This window comes from Pseudomonas sp. G2-4 (genome assembly GCF_030064125.1).
GTDB lineage: Bacteria > Pseudomonadota > Gammaproteobacteria > Pseudomonadales > Pseudomonadaceae > Aquipseudomonas.
Genome location: NZ_CP125957.1, coordinates 1,956,456 through 1,974,118, shown reverse-complemented (window position 1 = coordinate 1,974,118; position 17,663 = coordinate 1,956,456). Strand labels below are relative to the sequence as shown.

The window sequence follows — 17,663 nt, the reverse complement described above, 5'->3', positions numbered from 1 at the left end:
CCCGCTGGGCTGCGCAGCAGCCCCCCGAAGACCACTCCAATCAACCTGATACACCGCGTCGTCGGGTTTTGGGGCCGCTGCGCGACCCAGCGGGAGCAAGCTCCCTCGCCACGGGGTGTACGGCGCCGTCGAGGGTGAGTTGGCCTCACGCCTGTTCGACCTGTTCCAGCCAGATCAGCAGGCGCAGCACTTCCTCGACTTCCTGCACCTGGAGGAAGCTGTAGCGCTGGTGGGTCTTGAAGATCCGTCGGGCCAATGCTTTGTCGTTGATCACCGGCACGCCGACCTCCTTGGCATACGCCCGCACGGCCAGGGCGCGTTGGTTGGTTTCCATCAGGGAGATGAACGGCAGCAGCGTGATTTCCGGGCGGAAATACACACCAATGGCAATGTGCGTCGGGTTGGCGACGATCATGCGCGAGCTGCGCACGTCGGATTTGACCTGCTCCGACAACAGCTCCATGTGCAAGTCTCGGCGGCGGCCCTTGATCTGCGGGTTGCCGTCCTGCTCCTTGTGTTCACGCTTGACCGCGTCCTTGTCCATCATCTGGTCTTTCATGAACAACCAGTATTCGCTGAGGGCATCGAGCACGACGATCAGCAGGATGGAGGCCAGGAACGCCAGCACCAGTACCAGCAGCAAGTGCCCCCAGATCGCGAACAGATCGGGTGCCTGGGCGAAGAGTTGGGCAAACAGCAATTGCCGCTGCGTGACCCAGACGATCCACAGCGCCATGGCAAAACTGCCCAGGTACAACAGCGCCTTGAAGGTGTCCTTGACCGTGCGCAGGCTGAACAACTTCTTGAAACCATTGATCGGGTTCAACGCGCCGAGATTCAGCTTCAACGCTTCGCTGGCCAGTGCGAAGCCGCTTTGCAGCAATGCCGGCAACGCACTGGTCAGCACGCACACCAGCAACAACGGCAGCAATGCTTTGAGACCGATCAGCACCAGCGTCGCTGAATAGCTTTGTAGATCCGCATCAAAATCGCTGGCGATGATCCGCCGGTAGACCTCCATGATCTCCCCCAGCGAGCTGTTGAACACCATGTAGCTGATGCCGCACAGGGTCAGGCAGGTGATGACCAGGTCCTTGGCCTTGAACGTCTGGCCTTTGCGGGCGGCATCCCGGAGGCGCTTGGCGGTAGGCTTTTCAGTCTTCGAGGCGCTGGATGACATGGCCGTCCTCCCCGTCGCCACCCAGATACTGCGCCAGCCCATCGGACATCCCGCCCATGCGCAGGACTTCGTCCGGCAGGTGCGCGCCGAAATACAGCATCAGCACCACCAACGCCACCAGACTCTTGACCGTCAGTGACACAGAGAAAGCATTCATCTGTGGCGCATACCGCGAGAGCAAACCGAGCAGCGCCTCGCTGACCAACAAGGTCGCCACCACTGGCGCGCTGATCACCAATGTCTTGCTCACCAGCGCATCGAGTAATTCATAGATAGTCGACAGGTGCATCTCGCAGCCGTTAGCCGGCGCACAAATGCGATAGCTCTGCGCGACGGTTTCCAGCATCAACAGCATGCCGCCACCTTCGAGGTACACCGCCGCCGCAAACAACTGGAGAAAATTCGCCAACTCCGACGTGTCGACGCCGTTCGCCGGATCCACCGTACTGCTGAGCATGGCCCCGCGTTGGTTGTCGATCAGGTTGCCCATGGCATGCAACAGCCAGAACGGCCAGCACAGCAGCACCCCCAGCAGCACGCCGATACTCGCCTCCCGCAGCATCAAACCGAGGAACGCCAGGCTGTCGAGGGCGGGCGTTGGCACGCCGACGTAGGCCCAGAACCCCAGCGCCACCAGGACAATCACCGCTTGGCGCGCCACGCCGGTCAGCACGCCGCTGTTGAGAAACGGCAACATGAAGAAAATCGGCGCCAGGCGCGCCACGCCCAACAGCGCGGCAGCGAACCCGGCGTACAACTCGAAGAACAGCGTCACCGCCATCGACCTAACTCAGCGCCAGGCGGATGACTTCGCGGCTAAAATCCAGCAGGGTTTCGCCGTACCAACCCGAGAGCAAAAACAGGCACGCGGCGACCGCCATCAGCTTGAAACCAAACGGCAGGGTCTGTTCTTGCAACTGGGTCACGGTCTGGATCAAGCCGACCACCAGGCCGACCACCGTGGCGACGATGATTGGCCAGGCCACCATCAGCAAGATCAGGTACAGAGTCTTGTTGCCGGCGTAGACCAGATCGTTCATGGGTGCGCCTACGCCAGCAAGGTCAGGTATTGCTTGACCAGCCCGGTGGACAGCAGCGCCCAGCCATCCAGGGCGACAAACAGCACCAGCTTGATCGGCACGGAAATGATCACCGGACTCATCATCATCATGCCCAGCGCCAGCAAGATGCTGGAGATCACCAGGTCGACAATGACGAAGGGCAAGTACAGGTAGAAACCGATCTTGAAGGCGCTTTTGATTTCACTCAAGGCGTAGGCCGGCAGCAGCGAAAACAGCGAAGGCGCCAGCGCTTCATCGGCCGGCCAATCGGCGTCGGTTTCATCCTGGACCGCCTGGGCCCGCTCGAAGAACAACGCCAACTCCGGGTCGGTGTATTTGCGCAGGTAATCCTTGTAGCTGCCCAGGCCGTTCTCGGCGAAATTCACCACCGATTCGATATCGGTAAAGGCCACCGCCTCGGTCTTGTAGTAGTCATGACCCTGCTTCATGACCGGCGTCATGACGAACACCGCGAGCATCAGGGCAATCGCGTTGAGCGCCATGTTCGACGGTACTTGTTGCAGGCCCAAGGCGTTGCGCACGATGACGAAGACGATGGAGAACTTGAGGTAGCAGGTACCCGCCGCCATCAGGAACGGCAGCAGCGAAGCGAACGCCAGCAGCGCGATCAGCGAGACGTCATTCATCGTCGCCGTCCCGATAGACCTTCAGCAATTCGACACCCAGTTGTCCGTCCAACTGCACCAGTTCGCCCAGGGCCACGGGCTTGCCGTTGGCGCGCACTTCGATGTGCCGGGCGGCGTCGTCTGTCAGCGGGATCAGTTGTCCGGCGATGATCCGCGACAGCGCGGCCAGGTCGAGGTCATGGGTGGCGAGCAGGAACTCCAGGCGCACCGGGAGCGCCCCCAGATCGATCTCCACGGCAGGTTCTGGCGGGCTCTCTGGACTGGCCTCGGTCACGGTCGGTTGCATGTGTAAACCCTCTTCGGTAAAGGTGAAAACGCCGAGGCATTGGTCCGCCACAACGCAGCGTTGCATGGCCTTGGTAATGCGCAGCACGTCGCCCTCCCCCAGCCGTATTCGACTGGCAAGGCTCAGGTGACTGACGCCGAGGATCAGCTCCAGGCGCAATGGCAACGTCTTCAGCCATGAGTCGTTTGCCATGGGGCCGCGCAGGGCAGTCCTGGGCGGCAGTTGGGTCAACCACAGGCGTCCCCGGGGCGTGTCGAGCCACGGCACTTCGCCCGTCGGCAGGCACACCGGGGCCATGGATTCGATGTCCGACAGATGGCTGTAACGCAACTCGTCCACCTCCAGTGACAAAGGCCGTGGCACCGCCCGGAACAGCTCGACGATGCGGGGCAACGGGCACGGCTGCATCAGCAGCGATTGCAAGGCCGGGAGCGAGTGATGCAACCAGTCACGGGCCAGGATCAGCGCGCGCCAGGGAGCACCATCACCCTGTGCGCAGAAGCTCAAATAGTCGGCACGCTCGGGCACCTTGGCCAGACCCGCCTCCCAACCGGCGCGCCGCCAGCGTTGAACCGCCTGGGCGTGGGCATGCCCCCAAGGGTCGACCCGACGTAGCTGCAATGCGCTCATGCCGGGTGCTCAGCCTGTTCGTCCGCATCCTCGTCCGGCCCCTGCTGCGAACCCTGGCGCGGCTGCTCGCCACCACTGTCGGCCAGCCGCCAGGCAGGCTCCCGGGCCAGCGCGAAAGGTTCCTTGAGCTGCTCGAACACCAGGGCATTGCTGGGGCTGATCGTCAGGTGTCGAGTGGGCTCCTCGGACACTCGGCTGATCGTCACTTGTCCGCTGGCCGCCCCTCGGTTGAAGGGGACTTGCAGGAACCCTCGATTCGGACCCGGCAACGTCTCAACCATGACATCGAGCGCGGGTGGCAACGTCGATGAAAGGATGGATGCAGTGACAACCGACGGCGGATGGCTCGTGTCCTGGAGACTCAACGGCGCCTGGGGCAGCGGTTCATTGCCCAATGCCGACGACTGCTCACTGGGGAACGGCTCACGCCGTGGCGGCTCAATCGATGCCGAATAGGTCGGCAGCGTTGATTGATCCCCCGCTGGCCCCAAGCGTTGAGACAACGGATGTCGTGCCATCTGGCTGGGCAATGGGCCGGCGTGTGGAAAAGTCATTGCGACCCGGGCACGGGGTGGCGCGCGAACGGCTTCAACCTCCACCGCTCCCTGGGCTCCCGACCGCTCCCCATCGTGTTCAACCTCCGCACCTCCCTGAACAACGCTCATCGAGCGCCAGGCCAGCGCACGGCCGTTGTCCATCGGCTCGCGATGAGGCCGAACCAACAAAGCCATCAGGTCCAGCACGCCTTGCGGCAGCTCATCCTCTTGCACTGCGACGAGCGGGTCCAGCAGCTCATCCAGCGGGCCTTCGTCGACGGGGTCCAGGACCAGGACCGGCAAAGAGGGAACCCTAGAAACCTCTTTCATCGACGCACCCGGATCATGTCTTCCAACTCCCGTTCTTCCCGGCGGACCGCCTCGAGCCGTTGCTCTAGCAACAGCTGCCGGAAGGAACGCTCGTACTTGTCGTGTTGGCGCAGCAGCCCACGCAGTTGTTCGCGATGCTCCTGCAACTGCTGTTCGACCTGCCGGCACTGCTGATCCACTCGCCCACGCTCGACACGCAGCAGATCGATCCGCCGACGGATCACCGCCTGGGTACGCAACAACGCCAACAGCTGCCCGTGATCCAGCACGCAGTCATTGGCGCGATGGCTGTCCAGCAGGCCTTGCAGCGCGGCTTCCTGCGCCTCGAAGCCGTCGCGCTCTGTCTGCAACGGCTGCAATTGGCGCTGGACGCGGCGCAGCGCCTGCTCGCCGCGTTGCCGCCGGAACTCGCTGAAGGCCAATAAGCGTCGCTGGTCAGGCAAGGATTTCATGCAGGCTCCGCAAGGTTTCGTCCGGCTCGCAACACTCGCCTGTCGGCTGGCGCAGCCATCGGTCGAGGGCTTCGCGACGTTGCATCGCGTGGTCGTTGGCCGCGTCCGCGCCCGGGCTGTACTCGCCCATGTCGAGAAAGACCTGCAACTGTTCAAGACGGGCCAGGGTTTCCCGGGTCGACGCGGCCAGTTGCTGCACCTGCGGCGTGGTGACTTGCGTCGCCACCCGACTGACGCTGCGCAAGACATCGATGGCCGGGTAGTGCCCCTTGGCCGCCAGGGCACGGCTGAGGTAGACGTGGCCATCGAGGATGGAACGAATCTCCTCGGCGATCGGATCCGGCTCGTCGTCGCTTTCCAACAGCACCGTGTACCAGGCGGTGATGCTGCCGGTCGCGGTCACCCCAGGTCGTTCCAGCAAGCGCGGCAACGCATCGAACACCGAGGCCGGATAGCCGCGCCGCGCCGGAGTTTCACCGGCCGCCAACGCCAGGTCACGACGGGCACGGGCGTAGCGCGTCAACGAATCCAGCAACAACACCACGCGCCGCCCCTGGTCGCGAAAGTACTCGGCGATGGTGGTGGCTTGCAGCGCCGAGTTGCAGCGATCCACCGAGGAAAAATCCGAAGTGGCATACACCACCACGCACCGGGCGCACTTGGGCGACTGGCGCAGATGCTCGATGAACTCGGTCACTTCCCGCCCACGCTCGCCAATCAGGCCGATCACGAAGACCTCCGCATCGGTGTGCTCGATCAGCATGTTGATCAAGGTGGTCTTGCCGGATCCGGCGGCGGCGAAAATGCCGATGCGCTGGCCGACGCCGCAGGTCAGCAAGCCATCGATGACACGAATGCCGGTGCGCAACGGTTCCGCCACCGGGCGCCGCTGCTGGTAGGACGGCGGGTCGGCATCCACTGGACAATCCCGTTGCGCCACCGCAGTCGATGGCGCCAGGCGCTCGACGATCGTGCCCTGGGGATCGACCACACTGCCGAGCAAGGCGTCACTGCAGGTCAGTTGCAAGGTCGAGCCAGTGGGCACGATCATCGACTCCCGGGACAAGCCTTTGCCATCGCCCAGCAGGCTGAGCAACACAGCACCGGGCTTGAAGCCGATCACCTGCGCCCGAGCAACCACCTCGGGCGAGCGCCAGTGCCGACGCACTTCACAGACTTCGCCGACCACCACGTCGCTCAGCGCGGCTTCGATCAATGGGCCGCTCAAACGCAAGGGGTGAGCGGCCTGCCTTTCCAGCCGGAATTTCATCGACACAGGATCTCCAACAGCCATCGGCAGGGGTTCCTCACAGCGTTTTGATGACATTGACGGACACGCTCTCGGAGATTTCGCCGAACGACATGACGTCCAGCTCCCGGAAGCGTCCCTCGATCAGTTTCTTGATGTAGCGCCGCACATCCACCGAACACAGCAACACCATGTCCTTGTGGGCGATGTGCACGCCGTCCAGGCCGACACTGAGGCGGTCCATCAGTTCTTCCGATTCGGCCGGTTCCAGGTTGAGGAAACTGCCGCCGGAGGTTTGCCGGATGCCTCGGCGCACCACGTCTTCGAACTCCGGTGACAACAGCAGCACGCGCAGGTCGTTGCCCTGGGCAAACTTGTTGCTGATGTAGCGGGCCATGGCGCCGCGCACGTGCTCGACCAACGCCAGCACGTCCTTTTCCCGGGAGGCCCAATGGGCGAGGGATTCGAGGATCAGCTTCATGTTACGCACGGAGATGCGCTCGCCAATCAGGCGCTGCAGCACTTCGGCGATCTTCTGCACCGTCACGTGGCGATAGACTTCCTTGAGCAGGTCGGGGTAGCGGGTTTCCATTTCGTCGAGCAACTGCTTGGTTTCCTGCACGCCGAAAAACTCCTGGATGTTGCGCGCCAGCAGCGTGACCAGGCAGCGATAGCATTCTTCATCGGCGGGCCGCAGGTGATAGCCCAACTGCTGCACCCGCTCGCGGTCGGCGGCAGTGACCCAGACGCCGCCCAGGCGATTGCTGTCGGTGCCGCGCACCAAGGCAAAACCCAACGGTTCCAGCTCGGGCGAATAGTCCAGCAGACGCCAGTGGTCGAAATGAATGTCGAACTGCTCGGCGCGCACTTCGTTGATCAGCACCGCCACTTGATGCGCCGGCAGCGCCTCGCTGGCTCGCAGCTGTGGTTCGGGAATGCGTAACCCGTAATCGACGAAAAACTGGCTGCGAAAGCGCGCTGCCCAACGATTTTTTTCCAGCGCTTCGAGTTGCGTCTTGGGTACCAACAGCATCAGGGCAATGGTTTCTGTCGCAACGTTGTCGACGTCATCAAGCAATCCCGATTCGCTCGGCAGTGCGCCTTGCTCGGTGGGTTCGGCGCGGCTTTCGCCCGGGCCAGCCTGACGCAAAGATCGCCGGTGGCGCACAAACACAACCAGCCCCAGCACGCTGGCAATCGACAGGAAAGTCAGCAGCGGAAAACCCGGCAGCAGGCCCACACCCACCGCCAGCAACGCGGTGACACCGAGCACGAATGGGTTGCCCAGCATCTGGGCGAGCATATTGCGCCCCAGGTTGGCGTCGTCGCCGTTGACGCGGGTGACGATGAAGCCAGCGCCGATGGCGATCAGCAGCGCGGGTATCTGGGCGACCAGGCCATCGCCGATGGTCAACAGGGTGTAGGTCGACAGGGCCGTGGACAGGTCCATGCCCAGTTGCCCGACGCCGATGGCCATGCCGCCGATGAAGTTGACGAAGATGATGATGATGCCGGCGATCGCATCGCCCTTGATGAATTTCATCGCCCCGTCGAAAGAACCGTACAACTGGCTTTCACGCTCCAGCACGCTGCGTTTTTCCCGGGCCTGGGCCGCATCGATTGCGCCGGCCTTGAGGTCACCGTCGATGCTCATCTGCTTGCCCGGCATACCATCAAGGGAGAAACGTGCCGCGACTTCGGCGACCCGTTCCGAGCCTTTGGTGATCACGATGAACTGGACGATGGTGACGATGGAAAAAATCACGAAGCCCACCACCAGGCTTTCGCCAATCACAAAGTCACCAAACGAAGCGATGATCTCGCCGGCATCGGCCTGGCTGAGAATCAGCCGGCTGGTGCTGATCGACAGCGCCAGGCGAAACAACGTCGTCAACAGCAGCAACGCCGGGAACGTCGAATAGCTGAGGATGCGTTCGATGTAGAACGAGCCCATGAACACCAACAGCGAGATGACGATGTTCAAGCCAATGAGAAAATCCACCAGCACCGTGGGCAAGGGGATGATCAGCATGGCGATGATCATCACCATCAAGGTCAGGATCAGCAGCTCCGGGCGAGCGCCGACGTTGCGCAAAAATACATTGAGCAAGGTCATGGGCAACCGCCCGAGCGTCGCTGATCGATGCATTCGTGGGCATAGGCGACGTCAGCCAAACGCGTGAACTGTATCGCCAGGCGCTGTGGCGCCTCCTCATCGGCAAACAGGGGCAAGGGCAATCGCAGGCTGAGCCGACGCAGGGTCTGCAACAGCATCGAACGTTCCCGGTGGGCACTGAGCAGCACCTGCTCGCCCAACGCACCGAGCAATAACTGGTCGAGGTCATCGGGGTAGGTCAACACGCCGAAGAGGAACACCAGCCAGTCGGACTCATCAGGGTTGTGCCGGCAGATGACGGCATCGCCGAGCAGTGCGCCGATAAACAGCGCGTCGGCCGAGCGCAGGCGCTTGAGGTCGGTCACTTTGCAAAGCAGTTGGCCGAACTCGGCGCGCGAACAGCTGGGGTCCTGGGCGCTGATGTCGATGAGCAACGCCGCTTCGATGAAGGCCAGCACCCCGCTGCGTTGCGCCGCGCCATACAGGGCGATCCAGTCCTGGTAACAACTGAGCGGGCCTTCTTCGGACTCGAGGAAATCCCGGTAAGTCTCGCGCAACAGGCCGGCCCGCACCGCCAGGCTCTTGCCGAACATCCGAGCCTTGAGCGCCGCGTTGATCCCGGCGTTCATGCGCTTGGGGGCGCCTTGGGCAACCACCGTCTGCAAGAGCGTTTCGAGCCGCTGCCGGGTGAGCGTTTCCAGATTCCTGCGGCGCAATAACGCTCGCAGCACCAGCGCCAGGTCGCTGTCATCGGGGAACAGGCTCCGCGCCATTTGCAGCAACCAGGCGACGGGCTTGTCCGCCAACCGCGCCAGGCTCAGCACCTGCCGTGCCTTGGGCACGGTATCGTCTTCCAGCACACGTTCGAAGGTGTCGGTCATGGCATCGGACTTGAGCTCGAACAACCGTCGACCACGGAACTGGGTCAGTGCCGCCGAGAGCTCGTCGCTGATCTGCACGAGGCGCTGCGCCACCACCACCGTTGCGCTGTCCTCCGGCGCTTCGGCATCGACGGGGGGTTGCGGGTGTTCGGCGGCTTTCTCGGCATTCAGCCGCGCCTGGGCGGCCCGGCCACCGATGGAGACCGGGGGCAACATCATTTCTCCGACATCCGGAAGTACATTCGACGCACCCGCTCGTGCTGCCGGGGGGGCAACAACTGTCCGCCCGGCTCGCTCGTGGTCGGTTCAAAGGCCTCGAGAATCTCCTTGGGCTGGATCAGGAACACGCGCACCGTGTTGGCCGTGCGACCCTGGCGATAGCTGAACAACCGGCCGATCCATGGAATCGAACCCAGCACTGGGACGCGTCCGATCTGCTCGCCGTGGTCATCGCGGGTGAAGCCGCCCACCAACAGACTCTTGCCTTGGGGCACTCGGGCCACGGTACTGATGCGCGTGCGACCGACCGTCGGCAACGCGCCCTGGCGCTCGCCCTGGCCCGGATTCTCGACTTCGTTGCCGTCCTCGATATTGAGCGACATCTCGATCTCGTCCGCGTGGGCGAAACGCGGCAGTACGTTCACGAGGGTGCCGTAGGTCACGTGCTGCAAATCGACGCTGCGCTCCCCAACCAAGGGGGCATAGAAGGTGCGGTTGTTGTCGAAGATCGCCGGCACGTTCTCTTGGGTCAGGATCACCGGGCGCGAGACGACATTGGCCCGCTGGGTCCGCTCCAGGGCCATGACCTGGGTGACGAACGAGGCCCCATCGAGGGTGGTCGCCGAGCCGGCATTGAGGGATGCACTGAAGGTGGGCCCCGACTTCACCGCCCCTTGCCAGTTGATGCCCAGCTGGTTGAGTTCATCCTTGTGCAGATCGATGATCCACAACGACAACTCGACGTGTCGTTTCGGCGTGTCCAAGGCGTTCACCAGATTCTCGATGAAACGCACCTGCTCCGGCAGCCCCTTGACCAACAGGCTGTTGGTGTCCGGGTAGGCCACCACCCGAATGTTGCCGGCGGCCACCTCCCGCGCAATGATTCGCGGTGCCGTCGGGTCTTGGTTCGAGGGCGTATCCGCCAGGCCCTCCAACGGAAACAGCGGCATCGCGCCTCGCACTCGCGACTCGGAGCCTTGCGCCACCGACGGCTCGACCTCATGCTTTTCGCCACGTAACAGGGCCTCGATCACGGTGGCCAGCCCTGGAATGGTCACTTTGTCATCGCGCAGCTCATAGTGGCGGTCGCTGACAAAGGTGTTTCGCACCTGGATCACACCGATCTGCTGCTTGCCCAACAGCAGCTCCGAGCGCTGGTTGTCCATCAACCCGGCGGCTTGCACCACCAGATCGACATAGATCGGCGGGCCCGACACATGGAAAGTCCGCAGGCCGTCGTGACGTAGCGGATAGCGGGCATCGTGCAGCCCCGAGCGCCCAAGGAAGGCCTGGAGCTTGGCCACGGTCAGGGTCTGCAACGACATCATCGAGCTTTTGATTTCCGAGGCGTCGTACAGGTAAATCGCCTGGCCATCGCTGTACCAGATCAAGCCCATCTGCGCGCTGACACGCTCGAAAGTCCGTTGCGGCGTGCGCAGATCGAAGGTACCGCCGATTCGTTTGGCCGCTGCGGCCTTGCTGACGATGACGGGTTTGCCCAGTGATCCGGACAACTCACTGAAAAAAGTCCGGGCACTCTGTTCACGGGCCTCGAAGGTATAGACATCGGCTCGCGTGACAAGGGGCCAGAGCAGCAACACGCTGCTTAAGCAGACGGATAACAGGGATAGGGATAACAGTCGGCGGCTCATCGGCTCACTTGCCTGGCAGGTAGGTGATATCAGCCAGGCTGCTGGGCGCGAAGCCCACCAGCTCGCGGACTTCCTTGGAGAAATGCGAAGAAGAGGCAAAGCCGAACTCCAGCGCCACGTCGGTCAGCGAGCCGTCCTGAAGGCTCATGTTCAACAGCGCCTGGGCCGTGCGCCAGCCGCGCAGCACCGGTTTGGCCGCGCTACCCAGGGCCTGTTGGCACAGCCGCCGAAAATGCGAAACCGACACGCCGTAGCGCTGGGCCAGCGTGTTGAGTTTTTCGCTGTGGGTGCCTTGTTCCAGCAGAAACCGCACGAGCCCGTAACTCTCCTGGTGACGCAGCAGGTTGGCGACAGCGTGATAGATCCCGGCACCGCTCATCGCCTGGCCGATGTACCAGCGCTCAAGCCGTTCCTGGGATCGAACGACTTGCTCCGCCACCGGCAACAGCGCCCACGGTGCAACGTCGACCTGTTGCTCGGCGAAGGCATCGCTCATATCGAGAAACGCTTGCAACTTCACCAGCGACGCTTCACACACCGGCAATACGTGTCGCTCGCCACCGCTGAAGCGCAGTGAATCGCTCAGTACCACCAGCCCTTCCCAACCGGCCGGCAGGCAATAGCTGAGACCCGACCGTGCGGCCTCCAGATGCACTGGACTTTGACCAACACGCAGGTGCAGCACGCGCTCGCGCAGCTCAGGAAATGCCGTGGAGCGAAATGATTGGTCCTGCACACCGTTCCCCTTTGCTACGTGGCGTTGGAAGGTCGACAGGATGAAAGACACCGCGATGGGAATCTTGATGGGAAGCTGATGGAGCACGCTGGCATATGCCTTGCACCCTTTTCGTTCATCGGTGCCCATGCCAATGGCGGATGAGTGCCACACTGATTTAAAGGACAACGGCGTCGTCATCCGGCCCTGCCCTGGCAGCGCTGGGTACGGCGCTTTTTTTACGTGGAAGGTGATGCGCGATGAATGAAGTTCCAGCCAACCCCCTGGCTTGGGTCAATGGCAGCGATGCCCCGGAAAAGAGCGCGATCAACCTGGGCTTCATGGCCTTGAGTGACTGCGCCCCAGTCGTGGTGGCCGCCACCCAGGGCTTCGCCCAACCCTACGGCCTGACCCTGAACCTCAAGCGCCAGACGTCCTGGGCCAACCTGCGGGACAAGCTGGTCAGCGGTGAAATCGATGCCGCCCACAGCCTGTACGGCTTGATCTACGCCGTGCACTTGGGCATCGGCGGTGTCGCACCGACCGACATGGCCGTGCTGATGGGCCTGAACCAGAATGGCCAGAGCATCAACCTGTCCCATGGTTTGCAGGCCCAAGGCGTGACCAGTCCTGAGGCACTGGAACAGCATGTGCACCAAACTCGCCCGAAACTGACCTTCGCCCAGACCTTCCCCACCGGCACCCACGCCATGTGGCTCTATTACTGGCTCGCCGCCCAGGGCATCCATCCGTTGTCGGATGTCGACAGCGTGGTGGTGCCACCGCCACAAATGATCGCGCACCTGCAAGCCGGGCGTATCGACGGCTTTTGCGTCGGCGAGCCTTGGTGCGCCAGCGCAGTGAAGCAGAACCTGGGGTTCACCCTGGCGACCACCCAGACCATCTGGCCCGATCACCCGGAAAAAGTCCTGGGCTGCACCCGCGCATTCGTCGAGCAGTACCCCAATACCGCCCGGGCCCTGGTGATGGCGATCCTCGAAGCCAGCCGCTTCATCGAACAAAGCAGCGAAAACCGTCGCAGCACCGCGCAACTGTTGAGCGCACCTGAATACCTCGACGCACCACTGGACTGCATTGAGCCCCGGTTGCTGGGGATCTACGCCGATGGCTTGGGCAACAGTTGGCAGGATCCCCACGCCATGCGCTTCCACGGCAATGGCGAGGTAAACCTGCCGTATTTGTCCGACGGCATGTGGTTCATGACCCAGTTCCGCCGCTGGGGCCTGTTGCGCGAAGACCCGGATTACCTGGTCGTGGCTCGGGACGTCCAGCAGCTCAAACTGTACCGTGAAGCCTCTGGAGCACTGGACATCGCGTCACCACCCGAGGACATGCGCAGCAGCCAGTTGATCGACGGCACCACCTGGGACGGTTCGGACCCGGCCAAATATGCCCGTAGCTTCAAACTGCACGCATTGAGCGATGCGGCTCCCCTTTTCGCCAGCCGCTGACAGGAGCCTCGACCATGCTGCGTATCCTGCTGATCAACGACACCGCGAAAAAAGTCGGTCGCCTCAAAGCCGCCCTGATTGAAGCCGGATTCGAAGTCATCGATGAATCCGGATTGACCATCGACCTGCCGGCGCGCGTCGAAACGGTGCGTCCGGACGTGATCCTGATCGATACCGAGTCACCCGGACGCGATGTCATGGAGCAAGTGGTGCTGGTCAGTCGCGACCAGCCCCGACCGATCGTCATGTTTACCGACGAGCACGACCCGGATGTCATGCGCCAGGCGATCAAGTCGGGCGTCAGCGCCTACATCGTCGAAGGCATCCACGCCGCACGCCTGCAACCGATCCTCGACGTGGCCATGGCCCGCTTCGAAAGCGACCAGGCCCTGCGCGCCCAGCTCCTGGCCCGTGACCAGCAACTGGCCGAGCGCAAGCGCATCGAACTGGCCAAGGGCATGCTGATGAAGATGAAGGACTGCAATGAAGAACAGGCCTACACCCTGATGCGCCGCCAGGCCATGAGCCGCCAACAGAAGCTGATCCAGGTGGCGGAACAGATCATCGCAATGAATGAGTTGCTCGGCTGAAGGCCTTGTAGCGCCTGGCCTGGTTCCATCGCGAGCAGGCTCCCACAGGCTCTGCGGCCACTGCGGATCATTGTGGGAGCGAGCCTGCTCGCGATAGCCATCTAACGTCCAACATCAATATCGACTGACCCACCGTCATCGCGAGCAAGCTCGCTCCCACAGGTTCTGCGGCCCCTGAAGATCCATTGTGGGAGCGAGCCTGCTCGCGATAGCCCTCACACCGATCCCCGCTGTTGGCACAGATCTCGCTTAAGTAATCCCACAGGTAACCAACGGCGGTTGCCCCACCTACGACAAAGACGTCGCATACCCTCCTTGCCTCTCTGGCAATCCGGGTTGCGGCGTTTTTTTGTTTTGGCTCTTCGGGGCCGGTGGTGCGACCACAGGCGGCGCACTGCTCAAAGCACTGACTCATTTCTCGAGACTTTTACAGCTGAGGTGCGCGATGAATTCAAGCTTCTGGAAATCCGGCCACACCCCGACTCTGTTCGCGGCCTTCCTCTACTTCGACCTGAGTTTCATGGTCTGGTACCTGCTCGGTCCACTGGCGGTACAGATCTCCGCCGACCTGCACCTGACCACCCAGCAACGCGGCCTGATGGTGGCGACGCCGATCCTGGCCGGTGCCGTGCTGCGTTTGTTCATGGGCCTGCTGGCCGATCGGATTTCGCCAAAAACCGCCGGCATGGCGGGCCAGGTAATTGTGATCGGTGCGCTGTTCTGCGCCTGGAAACTCGGCATCCACAGCTACGAGCAAGCCCTGTTGCTGGGCCTGTTCCTGGGCGTGGCCGGCGCGTCGTTCGCCGTGGCCCTTCCGCTGGCGTCCCAGTGGTATCCGCCACAGCACCAAGGCAAGGCCATGGGCATTGCCGGTGCCGGTAACTCGGGCACCGTGCTCGCCGCGTTGATCGCACCGGTCATGGCGGTGGCGTTCGGCTGGACCAACGTGTTCGGCTTCGCCCTGATCCCGCTGGTGCTGACCCTGGTGCTCTTCGCCTGGCTGGCCAAGAACGCTCCCGAGCGGCCGAAAGCCAAATCCATGGCCGACTACCTCAAGGCCCTGGGCGACCGTGACAGCTGGTGGTTCATGTTCTTCTACAGCGTGACCTTCGGCGGCTTCATCGGCCTGGCCAGCGCCCTGCCCGGCTACTTCAACGACCAATATGGCCTGAGCCCGGTGACCGCCGGCTACTACACCGCCGCCTGCGTCTTCGGTGGCAGCCTGATGCGGCCATTGGGCGGCGCCCTGGCGGATCGTTTCGGCGGCATCCGCACGTTGCTGGGCATGTACACCGTCGCAGCGGTCTGCATCGCGGCGGTGGGTTTCAACCTGCCAAGCTCCTATGCGGCCCTGGCCCTGTTCGTTTGCACCATGCTTGGTTTGGGTGCGGGCAACGGCGCGGTGTTCCAACTGGTGCCCCAACGCTTCCGTCGCGAAATCGGCGTGATGACCGGGCTGATCGGCATGGCCGGCGGCATCGGTGGCTTTGCCCTCGCCGCGGGCATGGGTGCGATCAAGCAAAGCACCGGCAGCTATCAACTGGCGCTGTGGTTGTTCGCCAGCCTCGGCGTGCTGGCCTGGTTCGGCCTGTACGGCGTCAAGCGTCGCTGGAGGACCACCTGGGGCTCGGCCGCCGTCACTGCGGCGCGGGTATAACCAGCCCCCATGAGCCTGCAACTGAGTTTCGCCGAAGCCAGTGCCATCGGCCCGCGGGAGGAAAACCAGGACGCCCTGCGCCTGGTCACCCCGGCCCCGGCCCTGGCTGCCAGCAAGGGCTACCTGTTCGCCATCGCCGACGGCGTGAGCCAATGCGCCGATGGCGGGCTGGCCGCCCGTTCGACCTTGCAGGCCCTGGCCCTGGACTATTACTCCACGCCGCAAACCTGGGGCGTGGCCCAAGCACTGGACCGACTGTTGCTGGCGCAGAATCGCTGGCTGCAGGCCAACGGTGGCGGGCAACCGCTGCTCACCACCGTCAGTGCCCTGGTCCTGCGGGGCCGGCGCTTCACCCTGGCCCACGTCGGCGATTGCCGGGTCTACCGCTGGCACGCCGAGCACCTGCAACGGGTCAGCGAAGACCACGTCTGGGAACAACAGGGCATGCAGCATGTGCTCAAGCGTGCCCTGGGGCTGGATCAACACCTGATCCTGGATTTCCTTGACGGCGAACTGCGCACCGACGAAACCTTCGTGCTGCTCAGCGACGGCGTCTGGGCGGTCCTGGGCGATACGGCCATCGCTGGCATTCTGCGGGACCAACCGGACCTGGACCTCGCCGCCCAAACCCTGGTCAACGCCGCGCACCTGGCCGGCAGCCAGGATAACGCCAGCGCCTTGTTGGTGCGGGTCGACGCATTGGGCGAAGCAAGCATCGGCGATGCGTTGATCCAGTTGCAGCAATGGCCCCTTCCTCCGGCATTGAAATCCAGCCAAGTGTTCGAAGGCTGGCAGATCGAAAACCTGCTCGGCCAGAGCCAGCAATCGTTGCTCTACCGTGTACTCGACGGTCAGGGCCAACCCTGGTTGCTGAAAACCTTGCCGGGACATCTACGGGACGACAGCCGTGCCGGACAGGCGTTGCTGTCGGAAGAATGGTTTCTCAAGCGGGTCGCCGGACGGCAGTTTCCCGAGGTCCATGGCGTTCCCCAGCGTCAGCATTTGTACTACGTGATGCGCGAATATTCGGGCATGACCCTGGCCGAACTATTTAGCCAGGGCGGGCCACTGCCTCTGGCCCAGTGGCTGGACTTGGCGCAACGGTTGGTGCGGGCGGTGGGCCTGTTGCATCGAAGGCAGATCTACCACCGCGACATCAAGCCAGAAAACCTGCACCTGGGGGATGACGGGGAATTGCGTTTGCTGGACTTCGGCCTGGCCTACTGCCCGGGCTTGTCCGAGGACCAGGCCAACGTGTTGCCCGGCACGCCCAGCTACATCGCCCCGGAAGCCTTCGCCGGCACCGCGCCAACCGCGCAACAGGACCTGTACTCGGTCGGTGTGACTTTGTACTTCCTGCTGACCGGGCATTATCCCTACGGCGAAATCGAGGCGTTCCAGCGCCCGCGCTTTGGCGTGCCGGTCAATGCCAGTCGCTATCGACCGGACCTGGCCGAATGGCTCGGGCAAAGTCTGGAACGTGCCGTCGCCGCGGATCCGGAGCAACGCTTTGAAACGGCTGAGGAGTGGTTGTTGCTGCTGGAGCAAGGCGAACGGCGCAGCTTGAGCGTAAGGCCCCGGCCATTATTGGAAAGGGAGCCGCTGAAGGTTTGGCGGACCTTGGCGCTGGTGTCTTTGGTGGTGAATATTGTGCTGCTGTTTCTGGTGTTCCATTCGTAATGACCCGTGGCGAGGGAGCTTGCTCCCGCTGGGCTGCGAAGCAGACCCAAGAACTTGCGACCGCTTCGCGCTCGAGCGGGAGCAAGCTCCCTCGCCACAAGAGCGCCCTCAACGGCGCTCCATTACCGGGCAACACGCTTTGATTCGGTGCAATAAATCCCCTTCTCCATCGCCCACCCAGCCTGTCCCCCAATAAATCCAAGCCCTCAAGCCACTTGGCACAACCACTGCATAACCTCTCTCACCATACATAAAGCCACGCCTCCAACGATGAAGGCGGTGCTTCCCGAGAGAACGGGACCAGGACAAA

General features: G+C 62.9%; 16 protein-coding genes. 4 read left to right on the top strand and 12 right to left on the bottom strand.

Going from position 1 to position 17,663, the window contains the following annotated elements; translation table 11 throughout:
• Positions 1 to 145 precede the first annotated feature (145 nt).
• The 12 genes from QNH97_RS08790 to QNH97_RS08735 are packed head-to-tail and all read right to left on the bottom strand — an operon-like array spanning position 146 to position 11,975.
• A complete protein-coding gene (locus QNH97_RS08790; RefSeq protein WP_283556472.1) occupies positions 146 to 1,180 on the bottom strand; it encodes an EscU/YscU/HrcU family type III secretion system export apparatus switch protein in 1,035 nt (344 codons plus the stop codon).
• A complete protein-coding gene (gene sctT / locus QNH97_RS08785) occupies positions 1,155 to 1,961 on the bottom strand; it encodes a type III secretion system export apparatus subunit SctT (protein ID WP_283556471.1) in 807 nt (268 codons plus the stop codon). Before sctT ends, QNH97_RS08790 begins: the two co-directional genes overlap by 26 nt.
• Positions 1,962 to 1,965: 4 nt before the next feature.
• Positions 1,966 to 2,220: an EscS/YscS/HrcS family type III secretion system export apparatus protein gene (locus tag QNH97_RS08780; protein ID WP_003183579.1), complete on the bottom strand. Its 255-nt coding sequence runs from the start codon at positions 2,218 to 2,220 to the stop codon at positions 1,966 to 1,968.
• An 8-nt stretch (positions 2,221 to 2,228) separates the two neighbouring features.
• Positions 2,229 to 2,888 (bottom strand): EscR/YscR/HrcR family type III secretion system export apparatus protein, encoded by a 660-nt coding sequence (locus tag QNH97_RS08775; RefSeq protein WP_283556470.1) that lies wholly within the window; start codon positions 2,886 to 2,888, stop codon positions 2,229 to 2,231.
• Positions 2,881 to 3,804 carry a FliM/FliN family flagellar motor switch protein gene (locus QNH97_RS08770; protein WP_283556469.1) on the bottom strand — a complete coding sequence of 308 codons (924 nt, stop codon included), beginning with the start codon at positions 3,802 to 3,804 and terminating at the stop codon, positions 2,881 to 2,883. The genes QNH97_RS08775 and QNH97_RS08770 overlap by 8 nt, the downstream gene beginning before the upstream one ends.
• Positions 3,801 to 4,670 (bottom strand): SpaN/EivJ family type III secretion system needle length determinant, encoded by an 870-nt coding sequence (locus tag QNH97_RS08765; RefSeq protein ID WP_283556468.1) that lies wholly within the window; start codon positions 4,668 to 4,670, stop codon positions 3,801 to 3,803. The genes QNH97_RS08770 and QNH97_RS08765 overlap by 4 nt, the downstream gene beginning before the upstream one ends.
• Positions 4,667 to 5,122: a SpaM family type III secretion system protein gene (locus tag QNH97_RS08760; RefSeq protein WP_283556467.1), complete on the bottom strand. Its 456-nt coding sequence runs from the start codon at positions 5,120 to 5,122 to the stop codon at positions 4,667 to 4,669. The genes QNH97_RS08765 and QNH97_RS08760 overlap by 4 nt, the downstream gene beginning before the upstream one ends.
• On the bottom strand, positions 5,106 to 6,392 hold the full coding sequence (gene sctN, locus QNH97_RS08755) for a type III secretion system ATPase SctN (protein ID WP_283557448.1): 1,287 nt from the start codon (positions 6,390 to 6,392) through the stop codon (positions 5,106 to 5,108). Before sctN ends, QNH97_RS08760 begins: the two co-directional genes overlap by 17 nt.
• Before the next feature lie 37 nt (positions 6,393 to 6,429).
• A complete protein-coding gene (locus QNH97_RS08750; protein WP_283557447.1) occupies positions 6,430 to 8,481 on the bottom strand; it encodes an EscV/YscV/HrcV family type III secretion system export apparatus protein in 2,052 nt (683 codons plus the stop codon).
• Positions 8,482 to 8,483: 2 nt separating this feature from the next.
• Entirely contained in the window at positions 8,484 to 9,587 is a 1,104-nt protein-coding gene (sctW, locus tag QNH97_RS08745) for a type III secretion system gatekeeper subunit SctW (RefSeq protein ID WP_283556466.1), read from the bottom strand.
• On the bottom strand, positions 9,584 to 11,239 hold the full coding sequence (sctC, locus tag QNH97_RS08740) for a type III secretion system outer membrane ring subunit SctC (RefSeq protein ID WP_283556465.1): 1,656 nt from the start codon (positions 11,237 to 11,239) through the stop codon (positions 9,584 to 9,586). Before sctC ends, sctW begins: the two co-directional genes overlap by 4 nt.
• 4 nt (positions 11,240 to 11,243) lie before the next feature.
• Positions 11,244 to 11,975 carry a helix-turn-helix domain-containing protein gene (locus QNH97_RS08735; RefSeq protein ID WP_283556464.1) on the bottom strand — a complete coding sequence of 244 codons (732 nt, stop codon included), beginning with the start codon at positions 11,973 to 11,975 and terminating at the stop codon, positions 11,244 to 11,246.
• Positions 11,976 to 12,214: 239 nt separating this feature from the next.
• Here QNH97_RS08735 and QNH97_RS08730 point away from each other — a divergent pair, with 239 nt between their 5' ends.
• From QNH97_RS08730 to QNH97_RS08715, 4 genes are all read left to right on the top strand, one after another.
• Entirely contained in the window at positions 12,215 to 13,426 is a 1,212-nt protein-coding gene (locus tag QNH97_RS08730) for a CmpA/NrtA family ABC transporter substrate-binding protein (protein ID WP_283556463.1), read from the top strand.
• Between the two features lie 14 nt (positions 13,427 to 13,440).
• Positions 13,441 to 14,016, top strand: a complete 576-nt coding sequence (locus QNH97_RS08725; RefSeq protein ID WP_047737436.1) for an ANTAR domain-containing response regulator — start codon at positions 13,441 to 13,443, stop codon at positions 14,014 to 14,016.
• A 445-nt stretch (positions 14,017 to 14,461) separates the two neighbouring features.
• Complete coding sequence (locus tag QNH97_RS08720; protein WP_283556462.1) at positions 14,462 to 15,673, top strand: nitrate/nitrite transporter; 1,212 nt, start codon at positions 14,462 to 14,464, stop codon at positions 15,671 to 15,673.
• A gap of 9 nt (positions 15,674 to 15,682) precedes the next feature.
• Positions 15,683 to 17,353 carry a bifunctional protein-serine/threonine kinase/phosphatase gene (locus tag QNH97_RS08715; protein ID WP_283556461.1) on the top strand — a complete coding sequence of 557 codons (1,671 nt, stop codon included), beginning with the start codon at positions 15,683 to 15,685 and terminating at the stop codon, positions 17,351 to 17,353.
• The last annotated feature ends 310 nt before the right edge of the window (positions 17,354 to 17,663 follow it).

Coding starts and splice junctions, on each gene's coding strand:
- QNH97_RS08780 (WP_003183579.1), bottom strand. CDS start 2,220: ATGAACGATCTGGTCTACGCCGGCAACAAGACTCTGTACCTGATCTTG.
- QNH97_RS08730 (WP_283556463.1), top strand. CDS start 12,215: ATGAATGAAGTTCCAGCCAACCCCCTGGCTTGGGTCAATGGCAGCGAT.
- QNH97_RS08765 (WP_283556468.1), bottom strand. CDS start 4,670: ATGAAAGAGGTTTCTAGGGTTCCCTCTTTGCCGGTCCTGGTCCTGGAC.
- QNH97_RS08725 (WP_047737436.1), top strand. CDS start 13,441: ATGCTGCGTATCCTGCTGATCAACGACACCGCGAAAAAAGTCGGTCGC.
- sctT (WP_283556471.1), bottom strand. CDS start 1,961: ATGGCGGTGACGCTGTTCTTCGAGTTGTACGCCGGGTTCGCTGCCGCG.
- QNH97_RS08775 (WP_283556470.1), bottom strand. CDS start 2,888: ATGAATGACGTCTCGCTGATCGCGCTGCTGGCGTTCGCTTCGCTGCTG.
- sctW (WP_283556466.1), bottom strand. CDS start 9,587: ATGATGTTGCCCCCGGTCTCCATCGGTGGCCGGGCCGCCCAGGCGCGG.
- QNH97_RS08790 (WP_283556472.1), bottom strand. CDS start 1,180: ATGTCATCCAGCGCCTCGAAGACTGAAAAGCCTACCGCCAAGCGCCTC.
- sctC (WP_283556465.1), bottom strand. CDS start 11,239: ATGAGCCGCCGACTGTTATCCCTATCCCTGTTATCCGTCTGCTTAAGC.
- QNH97_RS08760 (WP_283556467.1), bottom strand. CDS start 5,122: ATGAAATCCTTGCCTGACCAGCGACGCTTATTGGCCTTCAGCGAGTTC.
- QNH97_RS08770 (WP_283556469.1), bottom strand. CDS start 3,804: ATGAGCGCATTGCAGCTACGTCGGGTCGACCCTTGGGGGCATGCCCAC.
- QNH97_RS08715 (WP_283556461.1), top strand. CDS start 15,683: ATGAGCCTGCAACTGAGTTTCGCCGAAGCCAGTGCCATCGGCCCGCGG.
- sctN (WP_283557448.1), bottom strand. CDS start 6,392: ATGAAATTCCGGCTGGAAAGGCAGGCCGCTCACCCCTTGCGTTTGAGC.
- QNH97_RS08720 (WP_283556462.1), top strand. CDS start 14,462: ATGAATTCAAGCTTCTGGAAATCCGGCCACACCCCGACTCTGTTCGCG.